The organism is Rubellimicrobium rubrum, assembly GCF_006152115.1.
Lineage (GTDB): Bacteria > Pseudomonadota > Alphaproteobacteria > Rhodobacterales > Rhodobacteraceae > Rubellimicrobium > Rubellimicrobium rubrum.
Genome location: NZ_VDFU01000001.1, coordinates 331547 through 347554 on the forward strand (window position 1 = coordinate 331547; position 16008 = coordinate 347554).

At 65.2% G+C, this 16008-nt stretch carries 10 protein-coding genes and 1 pseudogene; 5 read left to right on the forward strand and 6 right to left on the reverse strand.

The window, feature by feature from the left end; all coding sequences use genetic code 11:
* Positions 1–289: 289 nt before the first annotated feature.
* From FHG66_RS01610 to FHG66_RS01620, 3 genes are all read right to left on the reverse strand, one after another.
* Positions 290–1459 (reverse strand): diguanylate cyclase domain-containing protein, encoded by a 1170-nt coding sequence (locus FHG66_RS01610; protein WP_139074934.1) that lies wholly within the window; start codon positions 1457–1459, stop codon positions 290–292.
* A 207-nt stretch (positions 1460–1666) separates the two neighbouring features.
* Positions 1667–2431 (reverse strand): EAL domain-containing protein, encoded by a 765-nt coding sequence (locus FHG66_RS01615; RefSeq protein WP_139074935.1) that lies wholly within the window; start codon positions 2429–2431, stop codon positions 1667–1669.
* Positions 2432–2534: 103 nt separating this feature from the next.
* Positions 2535–3581 (reverse strand): LacI family DNA-binding transcriptional regulator, encoded by a 1047-nt coding sequence (locus FHG66_RS01620; RefSeq protein WP_218013767.1) that lies wholly within the window; start codon positions 3579–3581, stop codon positions 2535–2537.
* A 138-nt stretch (positions 3582–3719) separates the two neighbouring features.
* Between FHG66_RS01620 and FHG66_RS01625 the strand changes: the two genes are divergently transcribed.
* From FHG66_RS01625 to FHG66_RS01645, 5 genes are all read left to right on the forward strand, one after another.
* The gene (locus tag FHG66_RS01625) at positions 3720–4817 is read left to right on the forward strand and encodes an ABC transporter ATP-binding protein (RefSeq protein WP_139074937.1); all 1098 of its coding nucleotides are present in this window, start codon (positions 3720–3722) and stop codon (positions 4815–4817) included.
* Entirely contained in the window at positions 4814–5752 is a 939-nt protein-coding gene (locus FHG66_RS01630) for a carbohydrate ABC transporter permease (RefSeq protein ID WP_139074938.1), read from the forward strand. The genes FHG66_RS01625 and FHG66_RS01630 overlap by 4 nt, the downstream gene beginning before the upstream one ends.
* Positions 5749–6591, forward strand: coding sequence for a carbohydrate ABC transporter permease (locus tag FHG66_RS01635; protein WP_139074939.1), 843 nt, complete (start codon positions 5749–5751; stop codon positions 6589–6591). Before FHG66_RS01630 ends, FHG66_RS01635 begins: the two co-directional genes overlap by 4 nt.
* Before the next feature lie 59 nt (positions 6592–6650).
* The gene (locus FHG66_RS01640) at positions 6651–7976 is read left to right on the forward strand and encodes an extracellular solute-binding protein (RefSeq protein ID WP_139074940.1); all 1326 of its coding nucleotides are present in this window, start codon (positions 6651–6653) and stop codon (positions 7974–7976) included.
* A gap of 176 nt (positions 7977–8152) precedes the next feature.
* The gene (locus FHG66_RS01645) at positions 8153–10921 is read left to right on the forward strand and encodes a glycoside hydrolase family 2 protein (RefSeq protein WP_139074941.1); all 2769 of its coding nucleotides are present in this window, start codon (positions 8153–8155) and stop codon (positions 10919–10921) included.
* Positions 10922–11100: 179 nt separating this feature from the next.
* On the opposite strand, the gene FHG66_RS01650 is transcribed toward FHG66_RS01645, so the two are convergent.
* The 3 genes and pseudogenes from FHG66_RS01650 to FHG66_RS22810 all read right to left on the reverse strand — a co-directional run.
* Positions 11101–13176 (reverse strand): TonB-dependent siderophore receptor, encoded by a 2076-nt coding sequence (locus FHG66_RS01650; protein ID WP_176556078.1) that lies wholly within the window; start codon positions 13174–13176, stop codon positions 11101–11103.
* Between the two features lie 742 nt (positions 13177–13918).
* Positions 13919–15217 carry a serine hydrolase domain-containing protein gene (locus tag FHG66_RS01655; RefSeq protein ID WP_139074943.1) on the reverse strand — a complete coding sequence of 433 codons (1299 nt, stop codon included), beginning with the start codon at positions 15215–15217 and terminating at the stop codon, positions 13919–13921.
* Positions 15218–15686: 469 nt separating this feature from the next.
* Positions 15687–15969: pseudogene (locus FHG66_RS22810) on the reverse strand (IS6 family transposase); the annotation flags it as partial.
* Between the last annotated feature and the right edge of the window lie 39 nt (positions 15970–16008).

Here is a 16008-nt window from a genome sequence, read left to right on the forward strand (position 1 = left end):
GTTCCTCCATAGGCCGAATATGATTGCCGCGTCCCAAGAAAGCCGGCGCCCCGCGCGGCAATCGGACCGGATCGCAGCCAGCGGAGGCCGTACATCGGCGCAAGCCCGAACTGGAGCGGAAGACTGAGTGCCACCGCACACCGGTCAGAGGCTTAACTCCTCGGCAATCATCCGGGGTGCCCCCCGAACGTGGATCCGTCGATCGGGCGGTTTGATGCGGCGTGCGATCAGGTCGGTCCGATCCAGCGCACCGGGGCTGACTGGGATCTGCAGTGGCCTCTCATGAACGCTACGACACGGCGCGTTGCGGACCAGTTTGACCGAGCGGGTTCTTTGCGCCTCTTTTGTCCTGGTACATCCGCTCGTCTGCCAGACGAAGAAGCTCTGAACTTGAGCGCACCTCATCCGGGAAGACGGCAAGGCCGATACTCGCAGAGATCCGGGCCGCGTGGTGAGGAGGGTCGATCAAGGCGATGGCACAGCGAAGCCGCGCGGTGATCTCTTGATCCTCGCTCTGAAAGGAAAGATCGGGCATGAACAATGCAAACTCGTCTCCTCCGAGGCGCGCCAGAACGTCCGAGGCGCGGGTGACCGCTTTCAGTCGGTCGGCGACCTCCACCAGTAACCGATCGCCAGCCTCATGACCGAGTTGGTCGTTGACCGCCTTGAACCCGTCGAGATCAAGGATGAACAAGCCGTGGCGCTGTCCTGGAAGCGGTCCGGCACTCAGCGCCTGTTCCAAAGTGCCGTGCAGGAACCGGCGGTTTGCAAGACCGGTCAACGGATCATGATCCGCCAAGTAGCTCAACCTGGCGTTGGCTTGCTGTGAGGCCCGCATCTCCCGCGCGGCCAGCCAAAGAAGGATGCCCATGCTGACAAAGGTCACGGCAGACAGAAAGAGGAACGCCCTTCGGCTCTGGATCAGGGTGGCGGCATAGTCCTGCTCGGACTTCAGCACATGCGTATGTTCGATCGAGGTCATGAACGCGATCTCGCTCCGCAGCGCGTCCATGATCCGCTTGCCGACACGGTCGAGCATCATCTCTCGTGCGGCTTCAAAGCCCTGGGTGCGACGGACCGCGATGACCGAGGCAGCCCTTTCCTTCTTCTGGTCCGCAAGCCGGTAGATGGCGGCCATCTCCAGGCGCAGGTGAGGCTGGCCGGCATAACCCTGGCGCAGGCTCCCGATCGCTCCTGCCAGCCGCAACAGGGCCGCGTCATAGGGCTCAAGGTACTCGTCGAGACCGGTGATGACGAAGCCGCGCTGGCCCGACTCGATATCCTGCATGATTGACAGCAGCGTTTTCAGCGAACTGATCCGCTGCTCCGACGCGTCCCGAGCCTGAACCCGCAGATCGCCCTCGGCCTGCTCCCTATAGCTGAGCACCAGGGCGCCGATCACGAGCGCCGTCAGGAGGACCATGACACCGGCCCATTTCATGTCCGTACGCCACATCATGCCCGGCCTTTCCTACTCGTTCTCCGACAGCGAAGCCGACCAGGATGGCCGTCCCGTAAGGGCCCGATCCGAGGTCTTGGACCGGGTCGAAACAGATGATCGGCCCCACCCCGCAAGGGACGGCCCGTCTTCGGGTCCCACTGAGCCAATCCACCGCCGTGAAGCTCCCCTGCGGGCCGGAGAACTCGCATCCGGGCCGAACAAACCTCAAGCCACCTGGGCGCTGGGCAACGCCGCCCAGGAAATCGGGGCCGGGGCCCCGATGCGGGGCTTGGCGAACAGGTATCCTTGCATGTGATCGATCCCGATATCCCTCAGTGTCCGCATCTCGTCTTCGGTTTCAACACCTTCGGCTATGGGGGTGATGGACAAGGCGCGGCAGAGGCCTACCGCGGCGGCCACGATGGCCTGGCGCGGGCGGTGGGTGTCGATCCCGCGTGTGAGTGCCATGTCGAGCTTGAGGATGTCGGGCTGGAAATCTGCCAGGAGGTTCAACCCGGAATATCCTGCCCCGAAGTCGTCCAATGCAGTCACCAGGCCCGAGCGCTTGTAGGTTTCAAGGATGCGGCGAAGATGACCGGCGTCCTCCACCTTCTCGCCTTCCGTGACTTCCAGGATGATGCGGTTGAGCGGGGTCCCCGTCCGCCGCGCGGCGTCGAGCGTGGTACGCAGGCAATTGGCGGGATCATAGACCGCGTTGGGCATGAAATTGATGCTGACGGCTGGCAGGCCCAGTTCAAAGGCCAGTTCCACGGCCTTGACCCGGCAGAGCTGATCAAAAGCGAAGCGGTTGGTTTCGTCCACGCGGCCCAGGATCGTCGCCGCGCCTTCGCCTTGCAGCCCCCTGACCAGCGCTTCATGCGCGAAGACGGTCTGGGTCGAAAGGTCCAGGATCGGCTGGAACGCCATGGTGAAGTCGAAATCGAGTGGGGTGCGACAGCCTGCGCAGCCTATACCATGCAAGTCGTTCATCCGTACCCTCCTTGTCCGGTCCGGTTGTTACCAGCCGAGACTTGATCCTTCATGAACATGTCCCTGTCGAATGGCCCAAGCCGCACGGATTCGGGCCCGGGGGCTAGAGCTGGCTCCGGGACCGGGGGTCGGCGGCCGCGGCTGACTGTTCCAGCACCTGACGGCGAGAGGCCACGGATCGACGTTTGACGAGCGGGCAGTCGAACTTCATGCGCTGATGACTCGGGCGCGACTTGGGCAGGCTGACAGGCCTGTGCAATTCCTCGACAGCGTGGCGTGCCATGTCGGCGTGCGGAAGTTCCATGGTGGTAAGCGGCGGGTCGAGATCGGCCGAGAAGTCTTCGTTGTCGAAGCCGATGATCGACAGGTCTTCGGGAATGCGTAGGCCCGCTTCGGCAGCTGCGGCATAAACCCCGATCGCGGTACGGTCACAGAAGCAGAATACCGCCGTCGGCGGGTCCCGCAGGTCAAGGAGGTAGTGCAAGCCGTCTCGTCCGCCGCTGATCGTCCAGCCCCCCTTCACCACGAGGGCGGGATCATAGGGTACGTCGCGCATGGCGAGCGCCCGGCGATAGCCCTTGAGCCGCTCGCGAGCAGCTTCCACAATCTGATCCCCTCCGATGAAGCCCACCCGTTGGTGACCGGCATCCAGCAGCGCCAGCGTGGCCGTGATGCCTGCGGCCAAGTCGCCGGGAACAACACTCGGAAACAATGCATCCGACGTATGGCAGTTGAGCAGGATCGTTGGCCAGGCGGCGAGGCTGGGGGGTGGTTTGACCGCCTGTGTGATGAGGCGCGCGTAGATGACCCCGACGACCGGGAGCCTCGCCAGCAGATCGATCGCCGCTGCCTCGACGGCCTCATCCTCGCCGGTCGGCAGCATCAAGGCCATGAGACCCAACTCGGCCGCGGCCCCGGCCACCCCGTCGATCAGCCCCCCGACATGCTGCGACGAGGACGCTTCGTTGATCAGCATGGCTATCAGGGGCCGACGCCCGCGATCGGGGTTCACGCGGCGGTAGTTGATCTCCTCGGCCTTGGCCAGGACCGCCTCGCGGGTGGCGGCCGAGATGCGGGTTCCAGGCGCGTTGTTCAGGACCAGGGACACGGTCGCCTGGGAAACACCACACGCCCGGGCAATGTCGGTCATGGTGGGCTTCTTCGGCACGGCACTTGGCTTTTCGCTTGTTGATCGCTCGGATCATACACTCCTTGACATGCTGTTCAACATCAATAATAAACGCTCAAAAATATAACTGATCATTGCCCGACCCGAGGAGGAGACGTGATGGCCGAGGTTGCCTTACGTGGGGTGTCCAAGTCGTACGGCAACGTGGACGTCATCCACGACGTGTCGCTCGACGTAGGCCAAGGCGAGTTCGTGGTCTTCGTGGGCCCATCCGGATGCGGCAAGTCCACGCTGATGCGCATGATCGCGGGCCTCGAGGAGGTGACGCGCGGCGACGTGCTCATCGGTGGAGAGCGCGTCAACGATACCGCTGCCCGTGACCGGGGCGTGGCGATGGTGTTCCAGAACTATGCGCTCTACCCGCACATGAGCGTGCGCGACAACATGGCCTTCGGCCTGCGCAACATCGGCACCCCCCGACCCGAGATCGACAGCCGCATCGCGAAGGCCGCCGAGATCCTCCAGCTCGACCGCTATCTCGATCGCAAGCCCCGCGCCATGTCGGGCGGCCAGCGCCAGCGCGTCGCCATCGGCCGGGCCATCGTGCGTGAGCCCAAGGTCTTCCTTTTCGACGAGCCGCTGTCGAACCTCGACGCCAACCTGCGCGTCCAGATGCGGACCGAAATTGCCCGCCTCCATCATCGCCTGGACGCGACGATGATCTACGTGACCCACGATCAGACCGAGGCCATGACCATGGCCGATCGCATCGTCGTCCTGCGCGCCGGGGTCATCGAGCAGGTGGGCGCCCCCCTGGACCTCTACGAACGCCCCGCCAACATGTTCGTCGCGGGCTTCCTTGGCGCCCCCAAGATTAACTTCATCAAGGGCCGTGTCGCTGCGTCCCAAGGCAACGAGATCTTGGTCGAGCTCGCAGGCGGCACCCGCCTGTCCGCCTTGGTCCGCCCCGGGACGGCGAACCCCGGCGACGCCGTGACCCTGGGCCTTCGGCCCGAGATGCTCCAGATCGCCCTGGACGGCCCCCTGCCGGGCCGGGTGGAAGTCGTGGAGCAGCTGGGTGCCGTGCAGCTCGTCTACGCCACCCTGGCCGATGGTACGACCATGGTGGCTGAACTCCGCGACCGCCGCCCGCCGGCCGTGGGTGCGGATGTCCGCTTCGCCCTTGGCCCTGGCATTCGTCATGTCTTCGACGCGCGGGAGCTCTCGATCACCCTGCCTGAGGGGGACCACCAATGACGGCCGCCACCCAGACCCGCGTCCTCCCTGTCGCCGAGCCTCGGACCAAGGTGCCCCAAAGCCCCGCCAAGCGCCGCGATTGGCTGACCGCGCTCTTGTTCCTCGCGCCCTTCCTCGTGGTCTACCTCGTTCTTCTGGTCTACCCGCTGTTCCTGGGAATCTGGATCAGCTTCCGTGACTGGGATCTGATGGGCGGCGACTATGGCTGGATCGGGACTTTGAACTACCAGGATCTTTGGTCCGACCCGGTCTTCTGGCGCGCAGCCGGCAACACGCTGAAGTTTGCGGCCATGACCGTGCCGTCGATGACGCTGGTCGCGCTTCTTCTGGCGCTCGCGGTGCAGGGGCCCGGGCGCATCCGGGCAGTCTGCCGTTCGATCTTCTTCCTGTCCTCGGTCTTCTCGGTCACCGTGGTGACGCTGGTGTGGGCGATGGTCCTGTCCCCCGACCGCGGCTTGATCGCACCCGTGGTTCAGTTCTTCGGGGGCACTCCCTTCAACTTCCTGGGCAGTCCGACCTGGGCCATGCCTGCAATCGTCGTAACCACGCTCTGGTGGGGCGTAGGGCTCCCCATGGCGCTGTTTCTAGCCTCGCTCGGCTCAATCCCGAAGGAACTCTACGAGGCGGCCGAGCTCGACCACGCCTCGCGCTGGTCGGTGTTCTGGCGGATCACCCTGCCCTCGATCCGCCATACGGTGGTTCTCGTCGTGGTGCTCCAGATCGTGGCGCAGCTCCAAATCTTTGGCCAGCCCTTCCTGATGACTCAGGGCGGTCCCGCCAACTCCACACGCACCCTCGTCCAGTACATCTACGAAACATCGTTCCGCGATTGGCTGGTGGGCTACGGCGCGGCCATGGCGATGGTGCTCTTCGTGCTGATGATGATCTTCTCCATGCTCCAGCTCTGGCTGGGCCGCCAAGGGGACGACCAATGACCGCCGCGCGCACGGGCTGGGCCCTTTGGGGCGACCGCCTCCTCCTGGCCATCACGATCATCGTTGCGGCCCTCTGGCTTCTGCCGGTCATTTGGGTGGTGACCATGTCGCTCAAGCCCAATGCGGAGCTCATGCGCTCCACCTGGGGCTTCATCCCCTACCCCTTCACCATCGAGAACTACACGAACCTCATCCAGCTCGCGACCGTGCCGCGCTGGCTCGTCAACAGCCTGATCGTCGCCATCGGCATGACGCTGCTCGTGCTGACCGTGTCCTCTCTGGCGGGCTATGCCTTCGCCCGCCTGCAGTTCCCGTTCAAGCGCACGATCTTTGCCCTGATGATCGCCGGTCTGATGATCCCCGAGCAGGCGGTCTTCCTGCCTCTGCACCAGATGTTCGCGGACTGGGGCATCCACAACACGCATGCGGCCCTTGTGATGCCGCGCGTCGCGGTTCCCATTGGCGTGTTCCTGATGATGCAGTTCTTCCGCGCCGTCCCGCGCGAACTGGAGGAGGCCGCAGAACTCGATCATGCGTCGCGCTTCACGATCTTCTTCAGGATCATGCTGCCGTTGTCGGTTCCGGCGCTGACGACGCTGGGCTTGTTCACCTTCATCCACGCCTGGAACGACTTCCTGTGGCCGCTCGTTTCGGCCACGGACGCTGACATGTACACCGTCACGGTGGGTCTGGCCTCGATTCAAGGCAACTTTGCGATGTCCGAGGGGTTGGGTTCGGTGATGGCGTCGGCGGTGTTCGCCTCCCTGCCCATCGTGCTTCTGTTCCTGATCTTCCAGCGTTTCATCGTGGCGGGCGTCGCAATGAGCGCCGGCAAGTGATCAACCCTCCCCGCCGGCAAGGCAGGGCCCCATTGAACCGCATCGACACGGAGGATAAGATGCATCACCAGAAGGCCCTCGCGGGCCTCGCCCTGACTACCGCCCTAACGGCCGGGGGCGCGCAGGCGGCCGATATCCAGCTCATGCGCTTCTTCGGCGATTGCCAGAACGAGTACGGCAGCGTCAACGACGCATCCCAGGCCAACGGCGAATGCGGGATCATCACCGCGCTCGTGAACGAGTTCAACGCGACCAACGAAGGCGGCCATACCGTCACGGTGCAGACCGCCGACTGGGGCGCCTACTACGACCTGCTCACCGCCACCTACCAGACAGGCAACATCCCGGACGTGGCGGTCATGCACTCCTCGGTGATGCCCGACTTCGTGAGCCGCAACCTGCTCACCCCGCTGGGGCCGCTGTTCGAGCAGGCTGGCATCGACACCGCCGACTTCGTTCCCGCCGCGCTCCAGAACGCCAGCGCGAACGACGAGGTCTATGCCCTGCCCTTCGATCTCCATGCGCTGCTGTTCCACATCAACATGGACCTGATGAGCCAGGCGGGCTTCGTGAACGAGGATGGCACCCCGCGCCTGCCCACCTCGGCCGAAGAGTTCATCACGATGGGCAAGCAGTTCGAGGAAGCCACCGGCCAGAACTTCATCGCCACCGAGTCGCAGTCGGCCGAAGGCATGATGGTGCGCTTCTTCCAGTCGCTCGTGTGGCAGCAGGGCGCGACCACGCTCTCGGACGACGGCACCTCCGCCAACCTCACCGGGCCCGAGGCGCTGGCTGCAGCCACGTTCGTCAAGCAGATCTACGACGAAGGGCTGGCCGACACCGGCCTCGACTACGCGGGCGCCGAGCAGGCTTTCCTGAACGGCCAAGCCGGCATCATCATCAACGGCACCTGGGTCGTGGACGCTTACAACGCCCAAGCCGAAAGCGGCAGCGTGCCCCTGAAGTCCTACGTGGCGACCAACGTCCCTGCCCTGATGGGCGAGGATGCGGTCTGGGCCGACAGCCACATGTGGGTGATCCCGGCGGACGAGAGCCGTCCGCAGGAGGAGCTCGACGCCGCCGTGGCCTTCCTGACGTTCCTCAACGACAACAACTTCGAATGGTCACGGACCGGCCACCTGTCCGTGCGCCAGTCGGTTCTCGACAGCCCCGAATTCGCAGCGCTGCCGCACCGGACCGCAATCGCGAACACGTCGCAGATCGCCCACGCCGTTCCCACCACCCAGAACCAGCGCGCGATCTACAACGCCATCATGTCCGAGTTCAACTCGATGTGGCTGGCCGGAGCCGAGCCTCAGGCCGCCTTGGACGGGGCCCAGTCGCAGGTCGAGCGCATCCTGCGCCGCGCCAACCGGGGAGGCTGACGCCTCGCCTCACCGGCCCCGGGGTCTTCTGCGCCCCGGGGCCGACACCATTTGCGTGAGCCTCTCGGGGTGTCGCGCCACTTCCCAAGACACCGCGTCATGGTGCGACGATCCGCCTGCCCCGCTTTGGGGCGACGACTAACTAAGCCAGCGCTCTACCCTCCCGAGGACTGCCGATGAACGTCACTGCCTCCATCCCCCTGTCAGCCGCGACCGCCCTCCGGTCGGACCTTTCTCTCGACGGCATGTGGGAGTTTCGGCACGAGTCCGACGCAGCCTGGCGCGAGGTCCCTGTCCCGGCGCCCTGGCAGATCCTGCCCGGCCTTCATTGGAGCTTTGGCCGCGCCAGCTACCGCCGACGGTTCCCGTTGCCGGACGGCTGGCGCGATCGGGAGGTCGCCTTGCACTTCGGCGCCGTGAGCGAGTTGGCCACAGTACGCGTCAACGGCCGCGAGATCGGCCGCCATGAGGGCGGCTACCTTCCCTTCGATCTGGTGATCCCCACCGACCTTCTTGAGAATGACAATCTCCTCGAGGTGGATGCCGTCCTCCCCGACGCCCGCGACCTGGAGCCGGGACTGAACTTCGCCGAGATCCCCCATGGCAAGCAGAGCTGGTATGGCCCGCAGGGCGGCATCTGGCAGTCGGTCCGCGTCGTCGCGCGCCACGCCACTCATATCCGCTCGCTCCGGCTCGACCCCCACTGGCCAGAGGGCCGTCTCGAGCTGCAGCTGGCCCTGTCGCGGCCGTTCCAGGGGATGGTCGCCATCGAGGTGATCGACCCCGCCGGGCAGGCGCTCCACAGCGAGACGCTGCATCTCGACGCCGACCGACTGTCCCACGCCATGACACTTCCGGCCATCGTGCCCTGGTCCCCCGACAGCCCCGCCCTTTACACCTTCCGCGCCACGTTGCGCGCCGGCGACGAGGCCATGGACTCCTGTGAGGAACGCTTCGGCTTCCGCCGCTTCGAGTCGCGCAACGGCATCTTCTACCTCAACGACCAGCCCTTCTACATGCGCGGCGCGCTGGACCAGGACTACTATCCCGACGGCTTCGGCACGCCGCCGTCCCTGGAACTGCTTGAGGATCAGGTCCGCAAGGCCAAGGCCATGGGTCTCAACCTCCTGCGTTGCCACATCAAGGTTCCCGACCCCCGCTACTACGAGGTGGCCGACCGTCTCGGCATCCTGATCTGGACCGAGATCCCGAACATCGAGACCTTCACGCCCCAGTCGGCCCCCCGCCTGCAGGCGACGATGGAAGGCATCCTGGCCCGCGACCGCAACCACCCCTCCATCGTGATCTGGACCCTCATCAACGAGGACTGGGGCACCCGCCTGCGCGAGGTAGCGGAGCAGCGGACCTGGCTCGTGGAGATGTTCGACTGGCTCAAGGCCGAGGACCCTCTGCGCCTGGTTGTGGACAACTCCGCCTGCTTCCCGAACTACCACGTGAAGACGGACATCAACGACTTCCACTACTATCGGACGGCGCTGGACCGTCGTGAGGAGTGGGAGGCCCTGTCCCGCGAGTTCGCTGGCGCGGCCGACTGGACGTTCTCCCACCAGCCCGAGGCTCAGTGGACGAAGCAGGAGCCGCTCGTCGTGTCCGAGTTCGGCGTTTGGGGCCTGCCCGATCCTGCGCTGCTCAAGGAGGCCGACGGCCGCGACCCCTGGTGGACGGCCTACGGCGCGACCTGGGCCGTGGGCGTGGCCCTGCCTCTCGGCATCGAGATGCGTTTCGAGGAGTTGGGCCTCGACCAGGTGTTCGGCAGCTTCACACAGTTCATCGAGAAGGTGCAATGGCACCAGTTCATGAACCTGAAGTTCGAGATCGAGGACATCCGCTCGCACGCGCCGATCGCGGGCTACGTGGTGACCGAGTTCACCGATGTTCACTGGGAAGGCAACGGGCTCCTCGACATGGCCCGGAACCCCCGCGTCTTCGCCAAGGCCCTGACCCACGTGAACACCGACGTGGTGATCGCCCCGGGCCTGCGCCACCACGCCGCGCGCGCCGGGCAGGACATCCACCTCGATCTCAAGGTGGCCACCGGTGGCGAAAGCCTGCCCGACGGTGTTCATCTCGAGTGGCGCCTGAACGACGATAGCGGCACGGTGGCCCTGCCTCAGACTGGGGCGATGGAGGTCACCGGCGCGAGCCTCACGCTCCGGGCACCACGGGTCAGTGCCCCTGAGATGGCAGCCATCGAATTCCGGGTTCTTGCACCTGATGGCCGCATGATCGCCGAGAACCGCGAGGCGTTGTCCCTCCACTCCGAACGGTCGGGCCCCGCCCGCCAGGTCCGCTTCCGCACCGACCGCCCGCTGGTCGGCGAACGGCTCCTCGTCCTCGGTCACAAGGAGGTCGAGGCCGAGGACGCCGAACTCTTCGTGACGGACATGCTCGACGGCCCTCGCATCGAGGCCATCCACGCCGGGGCGCATTACCTCCAGATCGTCGATCAAGGTCAGCGGCGGCTGCGCGACGACACCTCACCGCGCGATGGGCCCATGACCATCCAGATCGAGGACGCGCCCGGCGGCACCCGGTCCGAGGCATACTTCAGCTTTCCCGGCTATGCGCTCCAGAACCGCCACAACACGATCTGGCGGGGCGACTGGGTAGGCAATTTCCCCTGGCTCCGGCGCGACGGCGTGTTCGGTCACCTCCCCGGCGGCCCGCTCCTCGACCTTGGCTTCGCCCGCGTCATCCCGCACCAGGTCCTCACCCACCAGCGGTCCTGGGAGTTCCGGGGCCGGGTCCATGCCGGGACGGTCGTGGGGTGGGTTCACCGCCCGGCCGCCTTCGTCATCGAAAAGCGGCTCGGGCGTGGCAAGCTCGTCATCTCGACTTTCCGCCTCATGCGCGACCCTTTCGACGCGGATCCAACCGCGACAGCGCTTTGGGACGGTCTCATCGACCTGGCCTTGCGGCCCTGAAGGCAACAGCCCTGCCGCTCGATCATTCGCATCGAGCGGCAGGGAGCCGGAAATGTTTGAGAACCTGATAACGGGCGCCCGAGCCGTCGCTTGTTGGCTCGCCCGTCGGGGCCGCACGCATCGGGTCGCCCTCGACTGGCGACCCGCCGGGACCTTAGTGATCGATTCCCGCCGACGGCCTACCAGCTGTATGTCAGGCGGGCCCGGACCTCTCGACCGTCATTGTAGTAGGCGTTGTTCGTGAAGGTATCGACCGACGCGATCTCACGCTGGTCAAAGAGGTTCGACACGTTCAGGGCCAGCGCCACATCCTGAGTGACCTGATAGCTCACCGCCGCATCGACGACGGCTATACCTTCGATTTCAATGGTGTTGGCATTGTCAGAGAAGCTCGGGCCCGTGTAGCGCAGTCCGCCTCCGACCGTCAGATCGCCCCGCGCGCCTTCGCCCGGCACCGTGTAGTCGGCCCAAAGCGAGGCAGTGTGCTCGGGCACGAGCATGGGGCGATTGCCCTCGTTCCCGGCCGTGCCGTTCTCCACGATCTCGGCATCCCAGTAGGCATAGGCGGCCGTCAGGCTGAGCCCCTGCCCCATCGCCCACTTGCCTTCGACCTCGGCTCCCCGAACCCGCGTCTCGCCGACCTGCTCGTAGACCGCGGGCGCGACCTGCGTGACGAGGTTGGTCTGGGCGAGGTCGAAGAGAGAGGCCGTAAGCAGCGCGTTGCCACCCAGGGGGCGATACTTGGCGCCGACCTCGTACTGCGTCCCTTCCTGCGGCTCCACGCCCGTCGCGAGAAGGCCGCGGTCATAGGAGCCGGTGGGCTGGAAGGACTCGGAGTAGTTGCCATAGAGCGAGAGGTCCGGCGTGGCCTTGTAGGTCAGGCCCGCACGCGAGGTGAAGGCCTCGTCCTCGAAGTCCGTCGTCGCGCCGGGCGGGCCTGTCTCGGTGGTCACCATGTCATAGCGGCTGCCCAGCGTCAGAATCCAGCGGTCCGCAACGGTCAACTCCTCCTGCAGGAAGACGCCGGTGTTTTCCTTGTTCATCACCTGGTCCGCCGCATAGGTGATGGTCACGCAGGAGCGGCCGCAGAAGACGGGGTTCTCTGGATCGATGCCGGTGGCGGTTCCGATGTTGAAGGTTTCGGACACGTCCTCGTTGACGTAGTCCAGGCCGACCAGGGTCCGCGACCGCACGCGGCCCAGGGTGGCGTCGTACTGGAGCTGGTTGTTGATCGCAAAGCGCTCGAGCTCGCCATAGACGGCATAGGCCGAGCGGGGCGTGGCGGCGGTCGGCCCAGCGCCGTAGATGGACTCGTAGGTGAGGTCGAGCGTCGTGTAGCGCGCCGTCTGGCGGAAGGTCAGGCTCTCGCTGAAGCGGTGCGAGGCGTCCCAGCCCAGGTTGACCTCTTCCCGGTCCATGGCATTGAACCCGGGTTCGCCCAGGAAGGTATCGAAATCGATATCAGAGCCGACAGGGATGGCATGGCCGGGGTTCCCGTCACGCTTGCTGTAATCGGCGAGCAGGGTGATCTCGGTCGCGTTGCTCGGCTTCCAGGTCAACGCCGGGGCGACATACACGCGGTCATCCTCCGTGTACTCCGCCCCGTTATCGCCATCCTGCGACAGGGCCGTGAGCCGATAGGTCCACTCGCCCGCCGCGTCGAGAGGCCGGCCGACGTCGAGGCCGAACTCCAGATGCTCGGGGCCCACGGCCACGGTGGACTCGCCAAAGGGCTGGTCCTGCGGTCGCTTGGTGATCGCGTTGACGAGCCCGCCCGGCGTGTTGAGCCCGAACAGCGTCGAGGTCGAGCCTTTCAGCACCTCGATCCGCTGCAAACCGAAGGGCTCCAGCTTGCCGCCAGTGAAGTTCGTGGTTCCAGAAGGCAGGCCGTCCCGATAGGTGCCCAGCCCCGCCTGATAGAATCCGCGAATGCGCACGTAGTCGTACCGGTCGTCGCTGCCATATTCATCGGTGCTGACGCTGGAGGTGTAGGACAGAGCGTCCGTCGTGTCCTCGACGTCGCGGCGTTCGAGCTCGGCCTCGGTGACGACCGACACGGCGGCGGGCACGTCGATGACCGGCGTATCGGTCCGGCTCGCGGTGGCCGTCCGGGTGGCCACCACGGTTCCGTCCGGCCCGATCGCGCCCTCAAGCTCGAACCGCACAGTTCCAAGATCGAGGGGGTTCTCCGCTTCCTGCGCCAGGAGCGGGATCGGCAGGATGGCGCAGGCCGTGCAGAGCAACGTCCGCAGCATGGCTGCGCTCATGGCTGGACGCGGCGTGGGGAAAGCAGGGACGAGCGAAGTTCGATGGAAAACAGGCATCATGCACCAGTCCAGAGTCAAAATGTGGAGGAGTTGGCTGGACCATCGCGACCGAACTCGCGGAGATCTTGCTGTCCGGCCCTGCCTAAGGCCCGGCCGGATGATGGTCAAACTGGATTGATCCCCGGCTCGGCCCCGCCAGGCAATTACTGTGGCAAGCCTGCCGTGACAGGCTCTCGGGTACACGAACCGCACCTTGCATGCGGGACTGCCCGCATCAGAGAGACGTCTCCGGTGACAGAGGGAAGGCGGATTCCATGAGCAAAGACCAGCGGGAGATCCGCCGCAAGGTGCGCATACTGCAGTACGCAAAGCTGTCCTGAGACGTCAGGGGGACGGCATCAGCGCGGCCAGCCTCTACCGGTGACGGCAAGCCTACACAGCCAAGGGTGAGGCCGGCTTGCTAAGCAAACGGTCGGTGTCACACTACCGTCCCAGCACGATCTCCGACGAGGTTGTGGAGGAAGTCCTACGCCTGAGCAGCGCGTACCACCTCAACCCCATGCGCATCGTCTGGGTCACTGGCCCGCTACGACCTCCAAGGCCTCTGCCTTGGACTAGGACTTCAAGGCCCCTTCTGCTGAGCGCGTGGCTGGACACGGTCATGTTGTCCTCCCACGCGCTCCCTCGGTGCTCCTGCCGGCAGCAACGAGGCTCGGTCGGCGGTAGAAGGCTACTCCACGATCGCCTGGTAGATCAGGGCACGCAGCTTGCCATGGTCATCGACATCCATCGTCTCTTCGCCGAGTTGGGTGAAGTAGGTCACCACCATCTCCTCTTCCGGATCGACCCAATAGGTCGAGTGATATGCACCACCCCAGCGGAACTCGCCCTCGTTGACCGGGACCCCGAGCGTTCCCGGGTCGAGCACCACCTCGAAGCCATAGCCGAACCCCGCGCCCGGTTCGAACTCGATGCCGCCGAGGTGGTCGGTCGTCATCAGCGTCACCGTCATGGGCGCCAGGATGCGTTCGCCGCCTGGCGCAACGCCGCCTTGCCGCAGCATCTCAAGAAAGGCCGCATAGTCGTGCGCCGTCGATACCAGCCCCGCGCCGCCCGAGAAGGTGACGTTCGGTCCGTCGCCCACGACATAATCGCCTTGGTCCCACATCGCGCCGACATCAGGAGCGGGCGTCAGGCCCTCCTCGGTCATCTCATAAACCGTGGCGAGCCGGTTGGCCTTGGCTTCGGGCAGGAAGAAGTGAGTATCGGTCATTCCGATCGGGTCGAAGAAACGGTCCTGGAAAAACGCGTCGAGCGGCTGGCCCGACACGACCTCGATCAACGCGCCCAGGATGTCGGTGTTGCTGCCGTAGATGTACTCGGTGCCGGGCTGGGCGATCATCGGCAGGTCGGCCATCCGTCTGACGATCTCGCGGATGGGCTCATCGTCGCTGGCGAAGTACCAGCCGGTGATGCCGGCCTCCTGCCAAGCCTCGTCGGTCACTCCGTTGATCCAGGCGCCGTAGGGAATGCCCGAGGTGTGGGTCAGCAGATCGCGGATCGTGATCGGCCGCTTGGCCGGTATCTCGTAGTAGCCGCCCTCCTCGTCCTCGACTGCGACCGTCGTTTCCATCCATTCCGGCATGTACTTGCCCACCGGATCGTCGACGAGCAGCTTGCCCTCCTCTTGGAGGAGCAGAACGCCCGCCGAAGTGATGGCCTTGGTCTGGGACGCGATGCGGAAGATCGTGTCCGTCGTCATGGGCGTCTGCGATCCGACGTCCTGATGACCGAAGGCCCGGCTGTAGGCGATCCGACCATCCTTGGCGACGAGGATCACCATGCCGGGCAGGACACCCTCATCGACATAGGCCTGCATCACCGCTGTCAGTCGTTCGAGCCGCTCTGCGGACAGGCCAAGTTGGTCCGGCGACGCCTCGGCCCAGTGATCGGCCTGAGCGGCCGGTGCCAGGAGAGCCGAGAGCGCGGTCGCTGCGAGTAGGTGCTTCGGGATGGTGATGAACGGCATGGTTCATCCTCCTTTGACGTTTCTGGTGTGCCGTCGCCCTGACGCAGGCCGGCAAGGATGAAGCTGTAGGATTGTATGCCCGCCGTAAACGCACAATCTGACCGTGTTCACCCTGACCCGGAGCCTCTTCGATAGCCAAGGCCGATCCGGGTAGTCCTCTCGGCGATCGAGACCACCGCCTCCGCGTCATGAAAGATGTTGCGGCCCTGATCCAATGGGACTGGCCGGTCCGGGGAGTCCTGGCCGCCGCCAGTTCCTACCGGAGCCTCTCGACCGCCACGCCTACGCCCTTGTTCATATCGGCCCAGGCCCCGGTGGCGTCAGGACCCGTGCTACACCAATCTGCACGAGCCATTCAGTGGGGGCCGGCCAAAGAAGCCCAGCCGCGCTGGGCCTGCCCGGGACCGTTTGTTCCGTACCTGGAGACAAGCGCTTCCGGCACTCCGCCTTCGTCGCCCACCGCCCATCAGAGGGTGTGCTGGACCCCGTTCATCCTTACGAACACCCCCGTCCAAGTGCCAGCGGGAGGAACGCATCCAACTCAATCGCCTCTTGCGGGTCTCGGCCGCGACGATCGGCCCGAACCTTTGTAGCCAGGACCGGACCGTCTCAGGGCTGACGTCTCTGCCGCGCTCATGCAGCAGGTCCTTGTCGTTCCGGAGCGACGGCGGGAACCGCACGTACAGCAGTACCGGCAGTCGGATCACCTCAGATATTGTTTTGAAACACCGAAGCGGTCTGCGTTGACTTATGCCGCGGAGAGTAGCGGGTCCCCTGCCCCACTCAAGCCA

Excerpts from the sequence above, each read along its gene's own strand:
- FHG66_RS01650 (WP_176556078.1), bottom strand. The coding sequence starts at position 13,176 with ATGCTGCGGACGTTGCTCTGCACGGCCTGCGCCATCCTGCCGATCCCG.
- FHG66_RS01640 (WP_139074940.1), top strand. The coding sequence starts at position 6,651 with ATGCATCACCAGAAGGCCCTCGCGGGCCTCGCCCTGACTACCGCCCTA.
- FHG66_RS01645 (WP_139074941.1), top strand. The coding sequence starts at position 8,153 with ATGAACGTCACTGCCTCCATCCCCCTGTCAGCCGCGACCGCCCTCCGG.
- FHG66_RS01620 (WP_218013767.1), bottom strand. The coding sequence starts at position 3,581 with ATGACCGACATTGCCCGGGCGTGTGGTGTTTCCCAGGCGACCGTGTCC.
- FHG66_RS01610 (WP_139074934.1), bottom strand. The coding sequence starts at position 1,459 with ATGATGTGGCGTACGGACATGAAATGGGCCGGTGTCATGGTCCTCCTG.
- FHG66_RS01635 (WP_139074939.1), top strand. The coding sequence starts at position 5,749 with ATGACCGCCGCGCGCACGGGCTGGGCCCTTTGGGGCGACCGCCTCCTC.
- FHG66_RS01615 (WP_139074935.1), bottom strand. The coding sequence starts at position 2,431 with ATGAACGACTTGCATGGTATAGGCTGCGCAGGCTGTCGCACCCCACTC.
- FHG66_RS01655 (WP_139074943.1), bottom strand. The coding sequence starts at position 15,217 with ATGCCGTTCATCACCATCCCGAAGCACCTACTCGCAGCGACCGCGCTC.
- FHG66_RS01630 (WP_139074938.1), top strand. The coding sequence starts at position 4,814 with ATGACGGCCGCCACCCAGACCCGCGTCCTCCCTGTCGCCGAGCCTCGG.
- FHG66_RS01625 (WP_139074937.1), top strand. The coding sequence starts at position 3,720 with ATGGCCGAGGTTGCCTTACGTGGGGTGTCCAAGTCGTACGGCAACGTG.